The 19,176-nt window shown below is 73.3% G+C and carries 19 protein-coding genes; 7 read left to right on the forward strand and 12 right to left on the reverse strand.

Going from position 1 to position 19,176, the window contains the following annotated elements:
- Positions 1-25 precede the first annotated feature (25 nt).
- Positions 26-880, forward strand: a complete 855-nt coding sequence (locus tag ACIRVF_RS27320; RefSeq protein ID WP_402823083.1) for a DMT family transporter — start codon at positions 26-28, stop codon at positions 878-880.
- A 272-nt stretch (positions 881-1,152) separates the two neighbouring features.
- Positions 1,153-1,404 (forward strand): hypothetical protein, encoded by a 252-nt coding sequence (locus ACIRVF_RS27325; RefSeq protein ID WP_402823086.1) that lies wholly within the window; start codon positions 1,153-1,155, stop codon positions 1,402-1,404.
- Between the two features lie 129 nt (positions 1,405-1,533).
- On the opposite strand, the gene ACIRVF_RS27330 is transcribed toward ACIRVF_RS27325, so the two are convergent.
- Entirely contained in the window at positions 1,534-1,863 is a 330-nt protein-coding gene (locus ACIRVF_RS27330; protein ID WP_402823089.1) for a hypothetical protein, read from the reverse strand.
- A complete protein-coding gene (locus ACIRVF_RS27335) occupies positions 1,860-2,177 on the reverse strand; it encodes an SAV_915 family protein (RefSeq protein ID WP_402823092.1) in 318 nt (105 codons plus the stop codon). Before ACIRVF_RS27335 ends, ACIRVF_RS27330 begins: the two co-directional genes overlap by 4 nt.
- 402 nt (positions 2,178-2,579) lie before the next feature.
- Here ACIRVF_RS27335 and ACIRVF_RS27340 point away from each other — a divergent pair, with 402 nt between their 5' ends.
- Complete coding sequence (locus tag ACIRVF_RS27340) at positions 2,580-4,799, forward strand: NADP-dependent isocitrate dehydrogenase (protein ID WP_402823095.1); 2,220 nt, start codon at positions 2,580-2,582, stop codon at positions 4,797-4,799.
- A 69-nt stretch (positions 4,800-4,868) separates the two neighbouring features.
- Here ACIRVF_RS27340 and ACIRVF_RS27345 read toward each other — a convergent pair whose 3' ends face one another.
- The 3 genes from ACIRVF_RS27345 to ACIRVF_RS27355 all read right to left on the reverse strand — a co-directional run bounded on the left by ACIRVF_RS27345 (position 4,869) and on the right by ACIRVF_RS27355 (position 7,398).
- A complete protein-coding gene (locus ACIRVF_RS27345) occupies positions 4,869-5,552 on the reverse strand; it encodes a hypothetical protein (protein WP_402823098.1) in 684 nt (227 codons plus the stop codon).
- A gap of 69 nt (positions 5,553-5,621) precedes the next feature.
- Positions 5,622-6,236 carry a YdcF family protein gene (locus ACIRVF_RS27350; RefSeq protein WP_402823101.1) on the reverse strand — a complete coding sequence of 205 codons (615 nt, stop codon included), beginning with the start codon at positions 6,234-6,236 and terminating at the stop codon, positions 5,622-5,624.
- Positions 6,237-6,375: 139 nt separating this feature from the next.
- Positions 6,376-7,398, reverse strand: coding sequence for a cytochrome c oxidase assembly protein (locus tag ACIRVF_RS27355; protein ID WP_402823104.1), 1,023 nt, complete (start codon positions 7,396-7,398; stop codon positions 6,376-6,378).
- 211 nt (positions 7,399-7,609) lie between these two features.
- Here ACIRVF_RS27355 and ACIRVF_RS27360 point away from each other — a divergent pair, with 211 nt between their 5' ends.
- A complete protein-coding gene (locus ACIRVF_RS27360) occupies positions 7,610-8,566 on the forward strand; it encodes an NAD-dependent epimerase/dehydratase family protein (protein WP_402823107.1) in 957 nt (318 codons plus the stop codon).
- 146 nt (positions 8,567-8,712) lie between these two features.
- On the opposite strand, the gene ACIRVF_RS27365 is transcribed toward ACIRVF_RS27360, so the two are convergent.
- Both ACIRVF_RS27365 and ACIRVF_RS27370 read right to left on the reverse strand, forming a co-directional pair.
- A complete protein-coding gene (locus tag ACIRVF_RS27365) occupies positions 8,713-9,942 on the reverse strand; it encodes an RNA polymerase sigma factor (RefSeq protein ID WP_402823110.1) in 1,230 nt (409 codons plus the stop codon).
- A complete protein-coding gene (locus ACIRVF_RS27370; protein WP_402823113.1) occupies positions 9,939-10,310 on the reverse strand; it encodes a YciI family protein in 372 nt (123 codons plus the stop codon). Before ACIRVF_RS27370 ends, ACIRVF_RS27365 begins: the two co-directional genes overlap by 4 nt.
- Positions 10,311-10,561: 251 nt before the next feature.
- Between ACIRVF_RS27370 and ACIRVF_RS27375 the strand changes: the two genes are divergently transcribed.
- The 3 genes from ACIRVF_RS27375 (at position 10,562) to ACIRVF_RS27385 (ending at position 13,891) form a co-directional block, all read left to right on the forward strand.
- On the forward strand, positions 10,562-12,082 hold the full coding sequence (locus ACIRVF_RS27375) for an MFS transporter (protein ID WP_402823116.1): 1,521 nt from the start codon (positions 10,562-10,564) through the stop codon (positions 12,080-12,082).
- A gap of 70 nt (positions 12,083-12,152) precedes the next feature.
- Positions 12,153-12,896, forward strand: coding sequence for a 3-oxoacyl-ACP reductase family protein (locus tag ACIRVF_RS27380; protein WP_402823119.1), 744 nt, complete (start codon positions 12,153-12,155; stop codon positions 12,894-12,896).
- Between the two features lie 92 nt (positions 12,897-12,988).
- Complete coding sequence (locus ACIRVF_RS27385; protein WP_402823122.1) at positions 12,989-13,891, forward strand: UTP--glucose-1-phosphate uridylyltransferase; 903 nt, start codon at positions 12,989-12,991, stop codon at positions 13,889-13,891.
- A gap of 4 nt (positions 13,892-13,895) precedes the next feature.
- Here ACIRVF_RS27385 and ACIRVF_RS27390 read toward each other — a convergent pair whose 3' ends face one another.
- The 5 genes from ACIRVF_RS27390 to ACIRVF_RS27410 all read right to left on the reverse strand — a co-directional run bounded on the left by ACIRVF_RS27390 (position 13,896) and on the right by ACIRVF_RS27410 (position 19,112).
- Positions 13,896-14,399, reverse strand: coding sequence for a DinB family protein (locus ACIRVF_RS27390; RefSeq protein WP_402823125.1), 504 nt, complete (start codon positions 14,397-14,399; stop codon positions 13,896-13,898).
- Between the two features lie 85 nt (positions 14,400-14,484).
- On the reverse strand, positions 14,485-15,480 hold the full coding sequence (locus tag ACIRVF_RS27395; protein ID WP_402823128.1) for a 2-hydroxyacid dehydrogenase: 996 nt from the start codon (positions 15,478-15,480) through the stop codon (positions 14,485-14,487).
- 150 nt (positions 15,481-15,630) lie between these two features.
- Entirely contained in the window at positions 15,631-16,656 is a 1,026-nt protein-coding gene (locus tag ACIRVF_RS27400; protein WP_402823131.1) for a 6-phosphofructokinase, read from the reverse strand.
- A gap of 418 nt (positions 16,657-17,074) precedes the next feature.
- Complete coding sequence (locus tag ACIRVF_RS27405) at positions 17,075-17,803, reverse strand: type 1 glutamine amidotransferase (RefSeq protein ID WP_402823134.1); 729 nt, start codon at positions 17,801-17,803, stop codon at positions 17,075-17,077.
- A gap of 46 nt (positions 17,804-17,849) precedes the next feature.
- Positions 17,850-19,112, reverse strand: a complete 1,263-nt coding sequence (locus ACIRVF_RS27410) for a MurT ligase domain-containing protein (protein WP_380413930.1) — start codon at positions 19,110-19,112, stop codon at positions 17,850-17,852.
- Positions 19,113-19,176 lie beyond the last annotated feature (64 nt).

Consider the following 19,176-nt stretch of genomic DNA (forward strand, 5'->3'; position numbering starts at 1 on the left):
GGCGAACCATCGTGGAGTACGACGCATGACCTCGCACGCCGCCGTGCCGTTCCGGCACGGCCTGTTGTCCATTTCCGCCGCCGCCGTCGCCTGGGGGGTGGGCGGAGCCGTGGCCGCACTGCTGATGCGCACCAGCGGACTCGGCCCGGTGGCCGTCTCCTGCTGGCGCTTCGGCGTCGCGGCCCTCTGCCTGGCGCTGCTGCCCTCGGAACGCCCTTCCGGGAAGCCCGGATCCACCGTGCTGACCGGCCTCGGGCTGGCCGTCAGCCAGTGCGCCTACTTCGGCTCCGTGCACTACGCGGGCCTCGGGCTGGGCACCCTGATCACCATCGGGGCCGGACCGGTGCTCACCAGCCTCGGCGCCCACCTGCTGCTCGGCGAACGCCTCACCCGGCGGTCGGCGGCCGCCGTCCTGCTCGCCCTCGGCGGGCTCACCCTGCTCGTCGCCGCACCCGCCGCCGGACCGCGCCCGGCACTGGGCGCCGCCCTGGCGGTGCTCGCGGGCGCCGGCCAGAGCGGACTCACCCTGTGGGCCCGCGGCGGCGGCTCGGCCCGCGCGAGCACGGGCGCCTTCACCACCGGACTGCTCTGCCTGCTGCCGTTCGCGGCGCTCCAGGGCCTGCTGCCGACCCTCGGCCGGCCGGCGCTGACCGGCGGCGCCCTGATCTTCCTCGGAACCGTGCCGACGCTGCTCGCCTACCGCTGGTACTTCAGCGGCCTGACGAGCGTGCCGGGCACCACCGCGTCGGTACTGGTCCTGCTGGAGCCGGCCACCGCGGCGGTGATCGGCGTCCTCTTCCTCGGTGAGCCCTTCACCCTGGGACTGGCGGCAGGCTCCGCACTGCTGCTGGCGGCGATCGCGGCACTGACCCGGCCCTGACGGGCTGCGGAGCCGCAGGCACGCCCCACGGTGGCGGTGCCTGCGGCTCTCGTGCCTGCGGCTGTCGTGCCTGCGGTTGTCGTACCTTCCGCCTCGCGGCCTCGCGGCGCCGGGCCTGCGCTGGGCGTCGGCCCCGGGCCGGTGGGCACCCGGGGTTCCGGCCTCGGGCGGCTCGGGGCCTTCGCGGTCGTCCCTCGCCGGGCCGGCGAGGTGTGCACCCGGGCGGGCGAGCTGTGGTCGCCGGGCGTCGGCTGCCGTGCTGTCGTGGCGGCATGAAAACCTCACGCGCGGCCCGGGTGGCCGTCACGACCGCGATCGCCGTCCTCCTCGCCGTGGGCGCCGCAGCGCCGGCCGCGTATGCGGCGGCGAGCGGTCGGCGCGACGTCACCGCCGACACCTGTCGGGCCGCGGGCGGCCACGTGGAGGGCAGCGGCTACTGCGTGGACGCGAGCGGCGAGGACGCCTGGGGCGCGGAGATCGACGGCCAAGCGGTCAACCCGGACCCGCGCCCCGGTTTCGAGTGAGGCACGGCGGGCGCCGGCCTCCGGTCGCGCCGACGGTGTGGTCCGGGCCCGCCGCGCACGGGTGCGGGGCGGGCCCGGACCACCGGGGACAGCCTCTCCGGTGAGGGCCGGGGGCGGCCGGGCGGCGGGCTACGGCACCGGTCGCAGGGTTACCGGGGCCGGGGTCAGGGCGCGCAGGACCAGGTCGATGCGGACCTTCGCGGCGCCCGCGCGGTGCAGGGCGGCGGCGACGGCCCGGAGTTCCTCCGGGCCGGTGCAGACGAGGCGGAGTTCCAGGTCGGCGTCGCCGGCGAGGGCGAGGCCGCTCTGTACGGCGGGGAACTCCGCCGCGAGGCGGTCGAAGTCGAGCGGGACCGGTCCGTGGCTGATCCGGGCGATGGCGTGCAGGGCCCGGGCCCGCTCGGGGCGTCCCGGGGCGGGGGTGAAGCCGCCCGGGACGAGGTGGAGGGGGGCGGTCACCGGTGCTGGAGCTGGGTGGCCGGGGCCGGGGCGGGTGCGGCGGCGGGTGCCGTGGCGGAGGCGGGGACGGGCGGTGCGACCAGGCGGGGGTCGAGGACCAGGGTGTCGACGCCGAGCGGGCCGGTGAGGGTGCGCAGGGCGGGCTCGCCGAGTTCGGTGTAGGCCTGCTCCGGCCCGAGGAGCGCCGCGAGGGCCTCGGGGCTGCTGAACCCCACCGCGCAGCGGCGGCCGTCGCGGGTGCGGAAGAGGCGGAGGGTGGTGGTGCTTCCGGTGGCGTTGGTGGTGACCGGAACGTGCCAGACGACGCGGGCCATGCGGATGCTCCCGGTTGGGGTGGTGGTGGCTGCCGGAACTGCTCTGCCCCGACGCTAGGTCGGGTCGGGCCGCGCGTCGCCGGTCCTGACGCAGCGTTGACCGAATGGAGTGGTGCATTGACGCACTCCTGACACCCGACTCATTCGATTGGACTACGCCTGTGTCCCGGGCAGCCGAACATCGCCCGACGGTTTCCGGAACACCGGCCGTCCGTCGCCTGACCGGGACGGTCCAGGAGCCCTCCGCTTGCCCCCGGGGCGCTCGCGGACGACGGTGGAGTCGGCCCTCCCGGCGCCGCCGGATCCGACCGGCGCACGCTCCGGGGCGGGGGTAGGTGGAGCGAGGGGCCCGGGACGAGATATCTTGACGTCAAGACGTTGGAGACGTGAAGCGGAGTACCGATGACTGACTCGACCATCATCTATACGCACACCGACGAGGCTCCGGCCCTGGCGACCTACTCGTTCCTGCCGGTGGTCCAGGCCTACGCCTCGACGGCGGGTGTGCGGGTGGAGACCCGTGACATCTCCCTGGCCGGGCGGATCATCGCCAGCTTCCCGGAGCGTCTGACCGAGGACCAGCGGATCGGCGACGCCCTGGCCGAGCTGGGCGAGCTCGCCAAGACCCCGAGCGCCAACATCATCAAGCTGCCGAACATCTCGGCCTCCGTGCCGCAGCTGAAGGCCGCCATCGCCGAGCTGCAGAGCCAGGGCTACGCCCTGCCGGACTACCCGGACGACCCGCAGACCGACGAGGACAAGGACGTCCGCGCCCGCTACGACAAGGTCAAGGGCAGCGCCGTCAACCCGGTCCTGCGCGAGGGCAACTCGGACCGCCGCGCCCCCCTGTCGGTCAAGAACTACGCCAAGACCCACCCGCACCGCATGGGTGCCTGGACCTCCGAGTCCAAGACCAACGTCGCCACCATGGGCGAGGACGACTTCGCCAGCACCGAGAAGTCCGTGGTGATCGAGGCCGACGGCGCCCTGCGCATCGAGCTGGCCGGCCAGGACGGCACCACCACCGTGCTGCGCGAGAAGGTCCCGGTGCTGGCCGGCGAGGTCGTCGACGCCTCGGTCATGCGCGCCGCCGCCCTGAACGAGTTCCTGGCCGCCCAGGTCGCCCGTGCCAAGGCCGAGGGCGTGCTGTTCTCGGTGCACCTCAAGGCCACCATGATGAAGGTCTCCGACCCGATCATCTTCGGCCACGTGGTGCGCGCCTTCTTCCCGAAGACCTTCGCCGCGTACGGCGAGGCGCTGGCCGCTGCCGGCCTGAACCCGAACAACGGCCTCGGCGGCATCCTGGCCGGTCTCGACAAGCTGCCGAACGGCGCCGAGATCAAGGCCTCCTTCGACGCCGAGCTGGCCGAGGGCCCGGCCCTGGCCATGGTCGACTCCGACAAGGGCATCACCAACCTGCACGTGCCGAGCGACGTCATCGTCGACGCCTCGATGCCGGCCATGATCCGCACCTCCGGCCACATGTGGGGCCCGGACGGCCAGGAGGCCGACACCCTCGCCGTCCTGCCGGACCACAGCTACTCCGGCGTGTACCAGGCCGTCATCGACGACTGCCGCGCCAACGGCGCCCTGGACCCGGCCACCATCGGCTCGGTCCCGAACGTCGGCCTGATGGCCCAGAAGGCCGAGGAGTACGGCTCCCACGACAAGACCTTCGAGATCGAGGCCGCCGGCACCGTCCGCCTGGTCGACACCGAGGGCAACGTGCTCCTGGAGCAGGCCGTGCAGCCGGGCGACATCTTCCGCGCCTGCCAGACCAAGGACCTGCCGATCCAGGACTGGGTCAAGCTGGCCGTCACCCGCGCCCGCGCCACCGGCGACCCGGCGGTGTTCTGGCTGGACGAGAACCGCGCCCACGACGCGGTGCTGATCGAGAAGGTCAAGACCTACCTGCCGGAGCACGACACGACCGGCCTGCAGATCGAGATCATGTCCCCGGTCGAGGCCACCAAGTTCTCGCTGGAGCGCATCCGCCGCGGCGAGAACACCATCTCGGTGACCGGCAACGTGCTGCGTGACTACCTGACCGACCTGTTCCCGATCCTGGAGCTGGGCACCAGCGCCAAGATGCTGTCGGTCGTCCCGCTGATGGCGGGCGGCGGCCTGTTCGAGACCGGCGCCGGCGGCTCCGCCCCGAAGCACGTCCAGCAGCTGGTCAAGGAGAACTACCTGCGCTGGGACAGCCTGGGCGAGTTCTTCGCGCTGGCCGCCAGCTTCGAGCAGCTCGCCACCAGCACCGGCAACGCCCGCGCCCAGGTGCTGGCCGACACCCTGGACCGCGCCACCGGCACCTTCCTCAACGAGGACAAGTCGCCGAGCCGCCGCCTCGGTGGCATCGACAACCGCGGCAGCCACTTCTACCTGGCCATGTACTGGGCCCAGGAGCTGGCCAAGCAGACGGCCGACGCCGAGCTGGCCCGGGCCTTCGACGGCCTGGCCAAGGCGCTGACCGAGCAGGAGAAGGCCATCGTGGACGAGCTGATCGCCGTCCAGGGTTCGGCCGTCGACCTCGGTGGTTACTACCAGCCGGACCCGGCCAAGGCCGCGGCCGTGATGCGCCCGTCGAAGACCTTCAACGAGGCGATCGCCAACCTGGCCTGACGCCGGTCGGGTCGAAGCACCGGGAGGCCCCCGGGTCCGCTGCGGCGGGCCCGGGGGCCTTCCCGCTCGTCAGGCCGCGTCGCGGACCGGGCGGGCGGGCCGGCGGAGCAGCCGGGACTCGTGCATCGCGAGGACCACGCCGGGGCCGAAGACCAGGGCCGGCACGGCGACGATGCCGGTCAGGACGACCTTGAGGGCGATGTCGAAGGCGTCGTGGTCGGCGAGCTCCCCGGTCGAGGGGTCCGTCCACATCCGTGTCCGGTAGCCGTCGTGGTGGTTCTCGCCGGTCGTGCGGACCTGTTCCCAGCTCCGCCCGCCGGTCGTCCAGGAGTAGGTGCAGGCGTAGACCTCGCTGGTGACCGGGTAGTTGTCGACCATGTCCGTCCGGGTGTCCGAGTGGTGGCAGCCGTTGAGGGTGACCGTCACCGACCGGTCGGTGCGCACCCACTGCCGGACGTCCTGGACGAGCTTGGTGATCAGGGCGGTGTCGAGGACGGCGGGGACGGCGAAGAACAGGAACAGCACGAGGCCGGTGGCCGCCTCGGCCCAGCCCACCGCCGGGACCAGGCCGAGCGAACCCACCAGCAGCGCCGGACCGACCACCCAGAGGCGTGCGCCCAGCCAGGCCGGGTCGTCCACCGTCCAGTCCCGGGCGGCCAGGGCCGCCACCACCACCGCCGTGGCGAAGGCCAGTACGCTGATCGCGCCGCCGACCCGCTGGAGCGGGCTCCAGCCGTTCTCCGGTTCTGCCATGCCCGCCCCCTGCGCGCTCGGTTCCCGTCCCCATGCTGACGGACCGGGCGGCATGATCCAATGGTCCGTTCAGGCCAGCCCCAGCACCACCCCGGTGCCGGTCAGCAGCAGCAGCGCGAGCGCCGTGCCGACCGCCTCGCGCAGCAGCTGGTACGGGCCGTGCGCGAGCGGCCCGTCCGCGCCGAGCACCCGGCCGTGGGCGCCGGCCCGGCGGGCGGCCAGGGCTGAGCGGACGGTGTGGAAGCCGCTGGTGACGACGGTGCAGCGGTAGCCGGGGCGCTCGGCGGCCATCAGGGCGGCGCTGAAGCGCAGGTTCTCGGCGGTGTTCACGGCCCGCTCCTCGCGCCGGATCCGCTCGGCCGGGACGCCCCGGGCGACCAGGTAGCGGGCCATCGCGCCGGCCTCGGTGCACTCCTCGTGCGGGCCCTTGCCGCCGGTCACCAGCAGCAGCGGGGCGTGCCCGGCGGCCTCCTCCGCGGCGAGGCGGTCCAGCGCGGCGTCCAGCCGGGCCGCCAGGGTCGGCGCGGGGACGCAGCCGTCCAGCGCGGCGCCCAGGACCACCAGGTAGTCGGTGCCGACCGGCACCCGCCGTAGGCGTTGGTGCAGCGCGCAGACGAGGAAGCCGAGCAGCCAGAGCAGGACGTACCCGCCGAGCAGGGCGGCGGGTGTGAGCAGGGCGCGCATACCCGTCGAACGCGGCCGGTGGAGGCACCGTTCCGAGGCATGGGGGAGGGCGGTACGACGGAGCCCACGTCCTCGGCGAGGACGTGGGCTCCGTCGGGCGGGGTGTTCGGGGCTTTCCGGGCGCTCCGGGCGGCGGGGCTCAGCCGGCGTCGGCCGCCGGGGCCACGGGCGCGGCCGGGGTGGCGGGGGCCGCCGGGGCGGGGGCCGCCGGGCGTCGGCCGCCGCCCTTGTGGAGCGAGGCCAGGTAGGCGTTGTACGCCTCCAGTTCGGCGTCACCGCTGCGGTCCTCGGCGCGGTCGCGGCGGCGGGCCTGCCGCTGCTCGGAGCCCATCCACTGGTAGACCAGCGCGATCAGCACGAGCGCGGTCGGGATCTCGCCGAACGCCCAGGTGATGCCGCCGGCCAGCTTCTGGTCCTCCAGCAGGTCCGTCCCGGGTGGCGCGCCCTGGACGGTGAAGGTGGAGACCAGCGGGTGGCTGGCCATCATCACCGCCACGCCGAAGAAGGCGTGGAACGGCATCCCCATGAACAGCTCGATGATCCGCATCACGTGGCCGGGGCGGTGCGGGCCCGGGTCCACGCCCATGATCGGCCAGAAGAAGGCCAGACCGGTCATGAGGAAGTGGGCCATCATGAAGATGTGCCCGAGGCGGTACTGCATCAGCACGTCGAACACCGGGGTGAAGTAGACCCCGTACAGGCTCGCGATGAACAACGGGATGGTGAACGCCGGGTGCGAGACCACCCGGACGTACCGGCTGTGCAGCAGCGCCACCAGCAGTTCGCGCGGCCCGCGCGGCCGCCCCTTGCCCGTCGGGCGCAGCGCGCGCAGGGCGAGGGTGATCGGGGCGCCGAGCAGCAGCAGGATCGGCGTCAGCATGGACAGCACCATGTGCTGGATCATGTGCGCGCTGAAGAGCACCATGCCGTAGTCGTTCAGCCCGCTGCAGGTGACCAGCAGCATGCTGGCGACGCCCGCGACCCAGCCGATGACCCGGCCGATCGGCCAGCGGTCGCCGCGCCGGTACAGCCGGACCACGCCGACCAGGTACAGCGCCAGCGCGAACAGGCCGCCGAGCAGGAACACCCAGTCCGGGGACCAGGTCCACACGTGGGAGAGGCTGAACGGACCTAGTCGGGTCATCCCGCCGTGGTGGTGCATTCCTGACATTCCGTCGCCCATCGGCGGGTCCCGCTTTCCGTCCTCGTGGTCCCCGCTGGGGGTCCGGTTCGCCCGTTTTGCTTGGCATACAGCCTAGGTGGGCCTTACCTCGGCCGTACCGCCGCCCCCTCCGTACGGGCCCCGCGGGCGGCACCCGGGTGCGCGTCGACGTGGCTAGACTGACCGGCCGGTCGGCAAGGAGGAATCAGCCATGGCGGCGACGCAGCGGCCCGGGGCCCGGACCACGGTCGCACTCACCGGGGCGACCGGCTTCATCGGCTCGGCCGTACGGGCGGCCCTCGCGGCGCGCGGCGTCCCGGTGCGGGCGCTGGTGCGCGGGGAGCCGGTCCCGGACGGGCACACCGCCTGGGTGCGCGGCGACCTCGCCGACCGGGCGGCGCTGGACGAGCTGTGCGCGGGCGCCGGGGTGCTGCTCCACCTGGCCGCGCTGGTCGGCGGGGGCGCCGAGGAGTGCGCGGCGGTCAACGACCGGGGCGCGGCGGCAGTGATGGCGGCGGCCGGCCGGGCCGGGATCGGCCGGATCGTCCACCTGTCGACGACTGCGGTGTACGGCGAGGGCCCGCATGCGGGCATCGGCGTCGACGAGGTGGCCGCCGCGCCGCTGTCCGAGGCCAGCCGCACCAGGCTGCTCGGTGAGGGCCACGCCCTGGCGGCGGGTGCCGTGGTGCTGCGCCCCGCGCTGGTCACCGGTACGGGTGACCGCTGGGTGGTGCCCGGCCTGGCCGAGCTGGCCCGGCGGGTACCGGGCCGCTGGGCCGGCGGCGACGTCCGGATCTCCCTGGTGGACCGCACGGACCTCGCCCGGCTGATCACCGCGCTCGCGTTGGACGCGCCGGCCCCGGTGGCGGGCGTCCAGCACGCGGCCCACCCGGATCCGGTCCGCAGCGGTGACCTGCTCGACACGCTGGCCGGGCTCGGCCTGCTGCCCGCCCTGGACGGCCCGGCGCTGTCCTGGGAGGAGTGCCGCCGACTGCTCGCGGCGACGCCGGGGCAGGTCTCCGAGCGCCAGTTGGCGATGATCGCCCGCGACCACTGGTACCGCAGCGACGAGGTCTGGCGGCTGGCCGCCTGCGCGCCCGGCCCGGGGCCGCTGGCCCGCCTGGCGGGGGCGGCGCCGTGGTACCGGACGGCGCTGGGGGTGGGCTGAAAGCCGGCGTCGACTGCGGGGGTAGTTGCTACAGGTGTAGTTACTACGGCTGTAGTCACTGCACATGTAGTCACTGCACCTGTAGTTACTGCGCCTGTAGTCAGCGCAGCCGTCGTGCCCAGGAGCCCGTAGTCGCCGCGCCGTAACTACTGCGTCCGTAGCTCCACCTGGAGTCGGCGTGCGCGCGCCTCCAGGAACCGCTGTTCCGCCAGGCTCGCCGTGGCCTTCGCCGCGCGGCGGTAGTGGTCGTACGCGCCCGTCCGGTCACCGGCCCGCTCCAGCAGGTGCGCCCGGACGGAGAGCAGCCGGTGGTGCCCGGCCATCCGCTGGTCCCCGTCCAGGGTGACGAGCAGGGCGAGCCCGGCCTCCGGACCGTCCCGCTCGGCGAGGGCGACGGCGCGGTTGAGGGTGACCATCGGATTGGGGGCGATCCGCTCCAGGATCAGGTACAGGGCGTGCACCTGCGCCCAGTCGGTCTCCTCGGCGGTGGCGGCGTCCGCGTGGGTGGCGGCGATGGCGGCCTGGAGCTGGTACGGACCCAGCTCGGGGCCGGCCAGGGCGGCCTTGGCCAGCGCGGTGCCCTCGTCGAGCAGGTCGCGGTCCCAGACGCTGCGGTCCTGCTCGCCCAGCGGCACCAGGTCGCCCGCCGCCGTCGTCCGGGCCGCCCGCCGGGCGTGGGTGAGCAGCATCAGGGCGAGCAAGCCGGTCACCTCGCCGTCCTCGGGCAGCTGGGCGTGCACCATCCGGGCCAGCCGGATCGCTTCCTGGGCGAGGTCGGCGCGGTGCAGTTCGCTGCCCGAGGAGGCCGTGTAGCCCTCGTTGAAGATCAGGTAGAGCACGTGCAGGACGACCCGCAGCCGTTCCTCCCGTTCGGCGCCCTCGGGCGGGGTGAAGGAGCTGCCGGCCGCCCGGATCCGCTGCTTGGCCCGGCTGATCCGGGCCGCCATGGTGGCCTCCGGCACCAGGAACGCCCGGGCGATCTCGGCGGTGGTCAGCCCGCCGACCGCGCGCAGGGTGAGCGCGGTCTGGGAGGCGGCGGTGAGCGAGGGGTGGCAGCAGAGGAAGAGCAGCAGCAGGGTGTCGTCGGTGTCCGGGACGTCCTCGGGCACCACCTCGGCGGCCGTGGTCGCGCTCTCGCGCTCGCGGCGGGCGTGGTCGCTGCGGATCTGGTCGACCAGCCGCCGGGAGGCGACCGTGACCAGCCAGCCGCGCGGGTTGCCCGGCACGCCCTCCTCGGGCCACTGCACGCTGGCGGCCAGGACGGCCTCCTGCACGGCGTCCTCGCAGCCCTCGAAGCGGCCGTACCGTCGTACCAAGGTGCCGAGGACCTGCGGCGTGAGATCACGCAGCAGGTCCTCGAAGTCCGGTGCTGTCATGCCTCCAAGTGTCCGTCGGAGAACATCACCTGGCGCACCTCGACGCCCAGCCCCTCGATCGCGGCGTCCGGGATCTGCGCGGCGAGCTCGATCGCCCGCTCCCTGTCCTCGCAGTCGACCAGGTAGAAGCCGCCCAGGAACTCCTTGGCCTCCAGGAACGGGCCGTCGGTGACCGCCGGCTGGCCGTCGCGCACCGTGACCACGGCGGCCTGGGAGGGGTCGACCAGAGCCTGGGTGACGATCAGTTCGCCGGAGGACTTCAGTGCCTCGATGAACTTCCCGTGCCCGGCGCCGATCGCCGCCTTCTCCTCGTCGGTCAGCGCGTCCAGCACGGCCGGGTTGATGTGCAGGCTGATCAGGAACTTCATGGCGTACTCCTCGTCGTGGTCGGGCCCCGGTCGGGCCCCTCGACCGTACGGTCGGAGCCGGTGCCGCCGTCTTGACATCCCTGCCGGAGAAATCTCCCACGACTCCGCTCCCCTCGCACCGTTCACCGCTGTCGAGAAACCGCTGTCGAGAAACGGGTGTCGAGAAACGGGTGTCGAGAGGCCGGTGTCAAGAAGTCGGCGACCGCTCCGACCGCCCGGCGGATGGTTTCCGAGGCGGAGGAGTCGCCGAGATGAGAGTGAACCGGGCACGGCTGGGGCTGGCCCTACTGATGCTGCCGACCCTGCTGGTCGCGATGGACATGACGGCGCTGCTGCTCGCCCTGCCGAGGCTGAGCGCCGACCTGGGCGCCTCCGGCGTCCAGCAGCTGTGGATCAGCGATGGCTACGGCCTGATGGTGGCCGGGCTGGTCATCACCATGGGCACGCTGGGCGACCGGATCGGCCGTCGGCGCCTGCTGTTCTGCGGCGCGGCGGCCTTCGGCGCGCTGTCGGTGGTCGCCGCCTTCGCGGTCGACCCGCTGATGCTGATCGTCGTACGGGCCCTGCTGGGCGTGGCCGGGGCGACGCTGGCGCCGTCCACGCTCGCGCTGATCACCAACATGTTCCGGGACGAGCGCGAACGCGGACGGGCCGTCGCGGTCTGGGCGACCTGCCAGTTCGCGGGCGGGGCGCTGGGCCCGGTGCTGGCCGGGTTCCTGCTCCAGCACTTCTGGTGGGGCTCGGTGTTCCTGGCCGCTGTTCCGGCCATGGCGCTGCTGCTGGCGGCCGGGCCGGCCGTGCTGCCGGAGTTCCGTGGCGGGACGGCCGGGCGGCTGGACCCGGCCGGGGTCGGGCTGTCGCTGGTGGCGGTGCTGCTGATGCTGTACGGCATCAAGCAGCTGCCGGTCGGGGATGCGCCGCTGGTCCCGGTGGCGGCCCTGCTGGCGGGCACCGGCGTCGGGTACGTCTTCGTCCGGCGGCAACTGCGTTCGGAGCGGCCGCTGTTGGATCTGCGCCTGCTGCGCAGCCGTCCGTTCACGGCGGTGCTGGTCTCGTTGGTGCTGGCCGGGGTCGCGATGGCCGGCACCGGCCTGCTGGTGACCCAGTACCTGCAAAGTGTGCTGGGCCGCTCGCCGTTCGCCTCGGCCGTGCTGTTCGCCCCGATGGGCCTGGCGGTGGCGGTCGGCACCATGGCCGCGCCGCGGCTGGCCGGCCGGGTCGAGCGGACCACCGCGATCGCGGGCGGGCTGGCGCTGTCCGCGCTGGGCGCCCTGCTGCTGGCCGCCGTGGACCAGGACGCGGGCTCGCTGCCGCTGGTGATGACCGGCATCGCGGTGCTGGCGCTGGGTACCGGCCCCCTGTTCGCCCTGGGCACCTGGCTGGTGCTCGGCTCGGTGCCGCCGGAACGGGCGGGCTCGGCGGCGTCGATGTCGGAGACCGGCAACTACTTCGGCGGCTCGCTCGGCTTCGCCCTGCTGGGCACCGTCGCGTCGGCGGTCTACCGCGCCCGCGCCGGCGGCGGCTCCGACTCGCTGGCGGGCGCGGTCGAGGCGGCCCGCCGGCTGCCGGCCGGGCCGGGCGCCGAACTGCTGCACCGGGCGCATTCGGCGTTCACGGCAGCGCTGCACGTCAACGGGCTGATCGCGGCCGCGCTGTTCGCCGCGTTGGCCGTGCTGACAGTGGCGATGCGCCCGGCGAAGGGCACGGCGCCGGCCGGGAACGAGGCGGAGGAGGAGCGGGAGAAGGAGGGGTCCGTCTACGGAAGGGCTTGAACCTGCCACCTGTGTCAGGTCCTACCTTCGGGGGGCGACGAACGCGACATCCACCGAAGGGGGAAGAACGATGAGCAGCGAGCTGACCGGCAAGGTGGCCCTGGTGACCGGCGGCAGCCGGGGGATCGGAGCGGCGGTGGCCAGGCGGCTGGCGGCCGAGGGGGCGGCGGTGGCGCTCACCTACGTCCGGGCGGAGGAGCAGGCGCTGACGGTCGTCAAGGAGATCGAGGCGGCGGGCGGCCGGGCGGTGGCGATCCACGCCGACCTGGTCGAGCCGGAGGCCGCGACGCGCGCGGTGGAGGAGACGGTCCGGCGACTGGGCGGGATCGACGTCCTGGTGAACAACGCGGGCTTCCTGACCTACGGCCCGCTCGACGAGGTGTCGGTCGAGGAACTCGACCGGGTGCTCGCCGTCGACGTCCGCTCGGTGTTCCTGGCCGCCCGGGCCGCCGCCCGGCACATGGGCGAGGGCGGGCGGATCATCAGCATCGGCTCCTGCTTCAACGGCCGGGTCCCCGGCTCGAACTTCGTCCTCCAGGCGACGGCCAAGACCGCGTTGATCGGGCTGACCAAGGGCCTGGCCCGGGAGCTCGGCCCGCGCGGGATCACCGCCACCGTCGTCGACCCGGGCCCGATCGACACCGACATGAACCCGGCCGACGGCGACTCCGCCGCCTTCCAGCGCTCGCTCACGGCGCTGGACCGTTTCGGTGAGGCCGAGGACATCGCCGCCGCCGTCGCCTTCCTGGCCGGCCCCGGCGGCCGCTACGTCACCGGCACCGCCCTCGCGGTGGACGGGGGCTACACGGCGTGAGCTCACGGTGGGTGATCAACCCGTCATCCTTGGTAGCGTCGGTTGCGCCGCCGCTCAACCGCGGCGAGCACCGTCGAGTGAGAGAGCATCACATGGCCCCCAGGACGATCCGCCGAGCCGTCATCCCCGCCGCCGGACTCGGCTCCCGCCTGCTGCCGCTGACCAAGGCCACCCCGAAGGAGATGCTTCCGGTCGGCGACAAACCGGTGATCGAGCACACCGTGCGCGAGCTGATCGAGAGCGGCATCACCGACATCACCATCGTCGTCAACGGCGACAAGGGACTGATCCAGGAGCACTTCCGCCCCAACCCGGTGCTGGTCGACCAGCTGCGCCGGGACGGCAAGGCGGCGTTCGCGGACGCCGTCGAGGAGGTCGGCGAGCTGTCCCGCAGGGGGCACATCAGCTACCTCTACCAGCACGGCCCGTACGGCAACGGCACCCCGGTGCTCAACGCCGCCCGGCACTTCGGGGACGAGCCCTGCCTGGTGCTGTGGCCGGACGACGTGTTCGTGGCCGAGGTGCCCCGCGCGCAGCAGCTGATCAGGGCGCACGAGCAGACCAACGCGCCGGTGCTGGCGCTGATGCCGATGGCCCCCGAGGACTCCTACCGCTACGGCGTGCCGGTGGTGAAGGAGGACCTCGGGGGCGGATCGCTGCGGATCACCGGCCTGGTGGAGAAGCCCAAGCCGGCCGACGCCCCGTCCTCGTACGCCGCCATCGGCGGGTACGTCATCACTCCGGGCATCGTCGACGAGCTGCGCGAACTCACCCGCCGCTGGCACGAGAAGCCGGAGGACGAGGTCTACCTGACCGACGCCATCAACGTCTACGCGGCCCGCCGCGCCGTCTACGGGCAGGTCATCGCCGGCACCTGGTACGACACCGGCAATCCCGCCGCCTATCTGCGGGCCCAGTTCGCCGCGGCGCTCGCCAACCCCGATTTCGGGCACGAGCTGCGCCAACTGGCGGGCGAGCTCGCGCCGACCGAATGAGGTCCTAGCTGCGGTCGTGGTCCCCGGTCGCGCCGTCGGTGAGCTCGCGCAGGATGTCCATGTGCCCGGCGTGCCGGGCGGTCTCGGTGGCCATGTGGATGAGCACCCAGCGCAGCGAGACCGTCCGGCCCGACCAGGAGGTGCCCAGGGAGTCCAGCTCCAGTTGGTCGATCGCCTCGTCGGCGGCGGCCCGGGCGCGGGCGTAGAAGGCCAGCACGTCCGCCGTCGACTCGTGCGGCTCGATCCGCATGTCGGAGCTCTCGTCGGCGTCGATGTCGAACGGCAGCGGGCCGGTCTCCAGGCCGAAGGTCTCGCGGAACCAGCCGAGTTCGGCGCCGCCGAGGTGCTTGACCAGGCCCAGCAGGTTCGTTCCCGAGGGCGTCATGGGGCGGCGCAGCTGCTCGTCGTCCAAGCCCTGGACCTTCCACAGCACCACGTCGCGGTGCCGGTCCAGGGCCGTGTGCAGGCTTTCCTTCTCACTGCCGGTGAACGGCACGATCTTGACCATGCGCGGACGGTAGCAGACCCCGTAGGCCGGGCGTGGCCGGCCGGTGGGTCGTGCTCGGCCCGGTCGGACGGGGCCCCGGATCCGCTCAGGCCTTCGGCACCAGGGTGTTCTCGTTGGTGCGGCCCGCGGCGAAGTCGTCGATGTTGCGGGCGGTGGCGTCGATGATCTGGCCGACGGCGGTGCGGGTGAAGTAGGCCTGGTGGCTGGTGACCAGGACCTGGGGGAAGGTGACCAGGCGGGCGAGGGTGTCGTCGGTGATGCCGTGGACGGAGCGGTCGGTGAAGAAGACGCCGGTCTCCTCCTCGTAGACGTCGAGGCCGACGCCGGAGAGGCGTCCGGCGCGCAGGGTCTCGACCAGGGCGGCGCTGTCGATCAGGCCGCCGCGGCTGGAGTTGATGAGGATGGCGTCGTCCTTCATCCGGGCGAGGGCGGCGGTGTCGATGAGGTGGTGGGTGGCCGGCACCAGGGGCACGTGCAGGCTGATCAGGTCGGCGCGGGAGAGGAGTTCGGGCAACTCGGTGTAGTGCATGCCGAGTTGGCGGCAGGCCGGGTTCTCGGCGATGTCCCAGCCGAGCAGTTCGGTGCCGAAGCCGGCCGCGATCCGGGTGAAGCACTCGCCGATCTTGCCGGTGCCGATCACCCCGACGGTCATCCCGTGGACGTCCCGGCCGAGCAGCCCGTCCAGGCGGAAGTCGAACTCGCGGGTGCGGTTGGCGGCACGGGTGAGGCGGCGGTTGACGGCCAGGGCGAGGGCCCAGGCGTGCTCGGCGACGGCGTACGGGCTGTAGTGGGAGACCCGGGCGACGGTGAGGCCGAGGTCGGCGGCGGCCTCCAGGTCGATGTTGTTGAAGCCGGTGGAGCGCTGGGCGATCAGCTTGGTGCCGCCGGAGGCCAGCAGGGTGAGCGTCTCGGCGTCCAGCACGGCGTTGACGCTGCTGCTGACGGCCGGGGCCCCGGCGGCGAGCGGGGCGGTGTCGCGGTTGAGGAACACGTCCAGGCAGCGCAGCCCGTGCCGGCCCGCGAAGGCCCGTTCCAGCAGCGGCCGTTCGTCGGCCTGCACTCCGTACGCCAGGATTTCCATGGGCCGTCGTCCCTCCGGTGGGTGGGCTCCCGGGGCGGGTGGCACGCGCCCCGGCCCACGCTAACCGGAGGGCGGCGGGACCGCCCGCCGTACGTGCGGGAGCCCCCGGCCGGGCGACCGGGGGCTCCCGCACGTACGGACGGCCGGCGGTCAGAGGACCGTCTCGGCCTCCTGGTAGCGCTCCTGCGGGACGGTCTTCAGCTCGGCGACCGCCTCGGCCAGCGGCACCAGGTTGATGTCGGTGCCCTGCAGCGCGGTGATGTGTCCGAAGGCGCCCTTGTGGACGGCCTCGACGGCGTGCCAGCCGAAGCGGGTGGCGAGCACCCGGTCGTAGGCCGTCGGGGTGCCGCCGCGCTGGGTGTGGCCGAGGATCACCGGGCGGGCCTCCTTGCCGAGGCGGTGCTCCAGCTCGCGGGAGAGCTGGGTGGCGATGCCGGTGAAGCGCTCGTGGCCGTAGATGTCCTTGGTGCCCTCCTCCCAGTGCATGGTGCCGGGCTCGGGCTTGGCGCCCTCGGCGCAGACCACGATGGCGAACTTCTTCTGCCGGTCGAAGCGCTCGCGGACGACGGCGGTGAGCTGCTCGATGTGGAACGGGCGCTCGGGGACGACGATGGCGTGGGCGCCGGCCGCCATGCCCGCGTTCAGCGCGATCCAGCCGGTGTGCCGGCCCATGACCTCGACGACCATGACCCGCTGGTGGGACTCGGCGGTGGTCTTCAGCCGGTCCAGGGCCTCGGTGGCGACGGACACGGCGGTGTCGAAGCCGAAGGTCACGTCGGTGGCGGCGATGTCGTTGTCGATGGTCTTCGGCACACCGACGATCGGCAGGCCCGCGTCGCTCATCAGCTTGGCGGCCTTCAGGGTGCCCTCGCCGCCGATCGGGATCACCGCGTCCAGGCCGAGGTCCGAGCAGTACTTCTTGGCCCGCTCGACGCCGTCGCGCAGGTGGCTCGGCTGCACCCGGGAGGAACCGAGGATGGTGCCGCCCTGGGCGAGGATGCCGCTCACCGAGTCCAGGGTCAGGGGGCGGTGGTGCCCTTCCAGGAAACCGCGCCAACCGTCCTCGAACCCGATGATCTCGTCGCCGTGGTCGACCACCCCCCGGTGCACCACGGAACGGATCACCGCGTTCAGGCCGGGGCAGTCACCGCCACTGGTCAGCACTCCGATACGCATTAGCTTTGCAACTCCCGAGCAGAACCGAGGAACGGCCGGACCACAGGCTGGGACGACGAGCCGACACCGTAACGAGGCGTTCCCACACCGGGATGGCGGGGAGGTAGCCGCGGGGTGAAGGACCGGCCGATCCGGACAGAAGGTCCGAAACGGCCGTGAAGTCGAGCATACGGCCCCTGGTCCGGCCGGGCAGGAGCCGACGCGGGGGCGGCGCCGTCGGCGCCCCCGCGCGGAATTGCGGCCTGCTGCCGAGGAGGGTGTGCAGCCGGCAGCCCCATTGTCGTACGTCCGGGGCCGCCCGCGGACCGGGTGACCGCATCGCGGGCACCCGGGCGGGCGTCCGGTCGTACGACGTGGGGTGCGTCGTTGGGTACTACCGCGGTACTTACCGCTTACTACCGCGTCCTGGCGCCCGGTCCTACGCGGGGCGCGTGGTGGCGGCGATGCGCTCGGCGCGCAGCGCGTCGTACCAGGTGGTGTCGGCCGGCGGCAGGGCGTTGACGTCCAGTGCCAGCCGGATCAGCATGTCGGCGATGGCGGGATTGCGGGCCAGCACCGGGCCGTGCATGTAGGTGCCGAAGACGGTGTCCCGCCAGGCGCCTTCGGTGCCGTCACCGGTGCCGTTGCCCCGGCCGACGGTGACGGTCGCGAACGGCTGGACGCCCTGTCCGAGGTGGGTGACGCCCTGGTGGTTCTCGAAGCCGGTCAGCTGCGGCAGCCCGAGGCGCGGGTCGATGTCGGCCAGCACGTCGCCGACGCAGCGGGCGCCCTCGCCGCGGGTGGTCCAGACGTCCAGCAGGCCGAGGCCCTGCTCGCGCTCGCCCAGGTCGTTGACGAACTCGTGGCCCATGATCTGGAAACCGGCGCAGACGCCGAAGATGATCGCGCCGTTCTCGGCGGCCCGCACCAGGCCGCTGTCGGCGCGCAGCCGCTCGGCGGCCAGCCGCTGCGGACGGTCCTCGCCGCCGCCGATCAGGTAGATGTCCCCGCTGGTGGGGATCGCCTGGTCGGACCGGACGTCGATCCGGGTCACGTTGAGGTGGCGCTGGCGGGCCCGGCGCTCCACGACCAGGGCGTTGCCCCGGTCGCCGTAGGTGCTGAGCAGGTCGGGGTAGACCCAGACCACGCGCAGGCTGCTCTCACTCATCCTCGAAGGCCTTCCGTCACGAAAAGACTGGTGTGCGGGCGCGGCATCAGCCGGCCACGACCTTCCGCAGCTGCTGGAAGGCGGTGTAGTTGGCGATGGCCTCGATCCGGCCGGGCGGTGCCATCCGGACGGCCTGCTCCAGGGTGTCCACCACGTGGAACTGCAGTCCGGCGACCTCCAGGCGGACGGCCAGGTCCAGCTTGCGCTGGCCCATCACGAAGACCGGGTGCCCGGCGAGGCGCTCGTAGTCGACGTCCCACAGCCAGGAGGTGTCGGTGCCGTCGGCGTCGAGGGCGTTGACCGAGAGCAGGACCGGGGCCGGCGGGCCGTCGATCAGCGAGAACGTCTCCAGCCAGCCGGCCGGGTTCTTGGCGAGCAGCAGCCGGATGTCCCGGCCCTGGTACTGGACCACGTCGTAGCGGCCGGCCACGGCGGTCACCGAGCGCATCCGCTCCAGCGCCACCTGCGGGGAGACGCCGAACACGGCGGCGACGGCGGCCGAGCTGGTGGCGTTGGCCAGGTTGGCCCGGCCGGGCAGCTGCAGCTGGATCGGCCAGGCGCCGCGCTGCGGGTCGATCACGTGGGTGCCCTGGAGCGCCCAGTGCGGGTTGGGGCGCCGGAAGCCGCACTCCTGGCAGAACCAGTCGTCGCCCGGGCGCTGCATCACACCGCCGCACGCGGGGCAGGACCAGGCGTCCTCCTTCCAGGCCTGTCCGGCGGCCACCCAGACCACCTTCTTGCAGGAGGAGGCGGCCCAGGTCACCAGCGGGTCATCGGCGTTGGCGATGACCACGGCCTCGGTGTCCTGGAGGCCCTCGCGCCACTTCTCCGCCATCATGCGGGTCTCGGCGGCGCGGTCGAGCTGGTCGCGGGAGAGGTTGAGCAGGGCGATCGCCTTGGGGTGGGTGTCGCGGGCGACCGTCGCCAGGTACTTCTCGTCGACCTCGATCACGCCGAAGCGGGCGTCCGTGCCACCGGCCAGCGCGGAGGTGATGCCGGCCGGCATGTTGGCGCCCAGGGCGTTGGAGACCACCGGGCCGGCGGCGCGCAGCGCCTCGGCGATCAGGCGGGTGGTGGTGGTCTTGCCGTTGGTCGCGCTGACCAGGACGACGTCGAGGTGGTCGGCGAGGGTGGCGAGCAGGTCGGGGTCGAGCCTGAGGGCGACCTTGCCGCCGATCACCGAGCCGCTTCCGCGACCGGCCTTACGGGACACGGCGGCGGCGACCTTGCCGGCCGTGACCGCGATCTTGGCGCGGGCCGGCAGCGAGGCGTCGCGTGCGCCTGTGGGCTCCGATTCGGTGCCTGCCATGCTCAGTGGTTCCTCCTTGCTGCGGCACCGCCCGGTGGCCGGATAACGGGCCGTCGGGCGGCGG

Source organism: Kitasatospora sp. NPDC101157, from assembly GCF_044768255.1.
Classification (GTDB): domain Bacteria; phylum Actinomycetota; class Actinomycetes; order Streptomycetales; family Streptomycetaceae; genus Kitasatospora.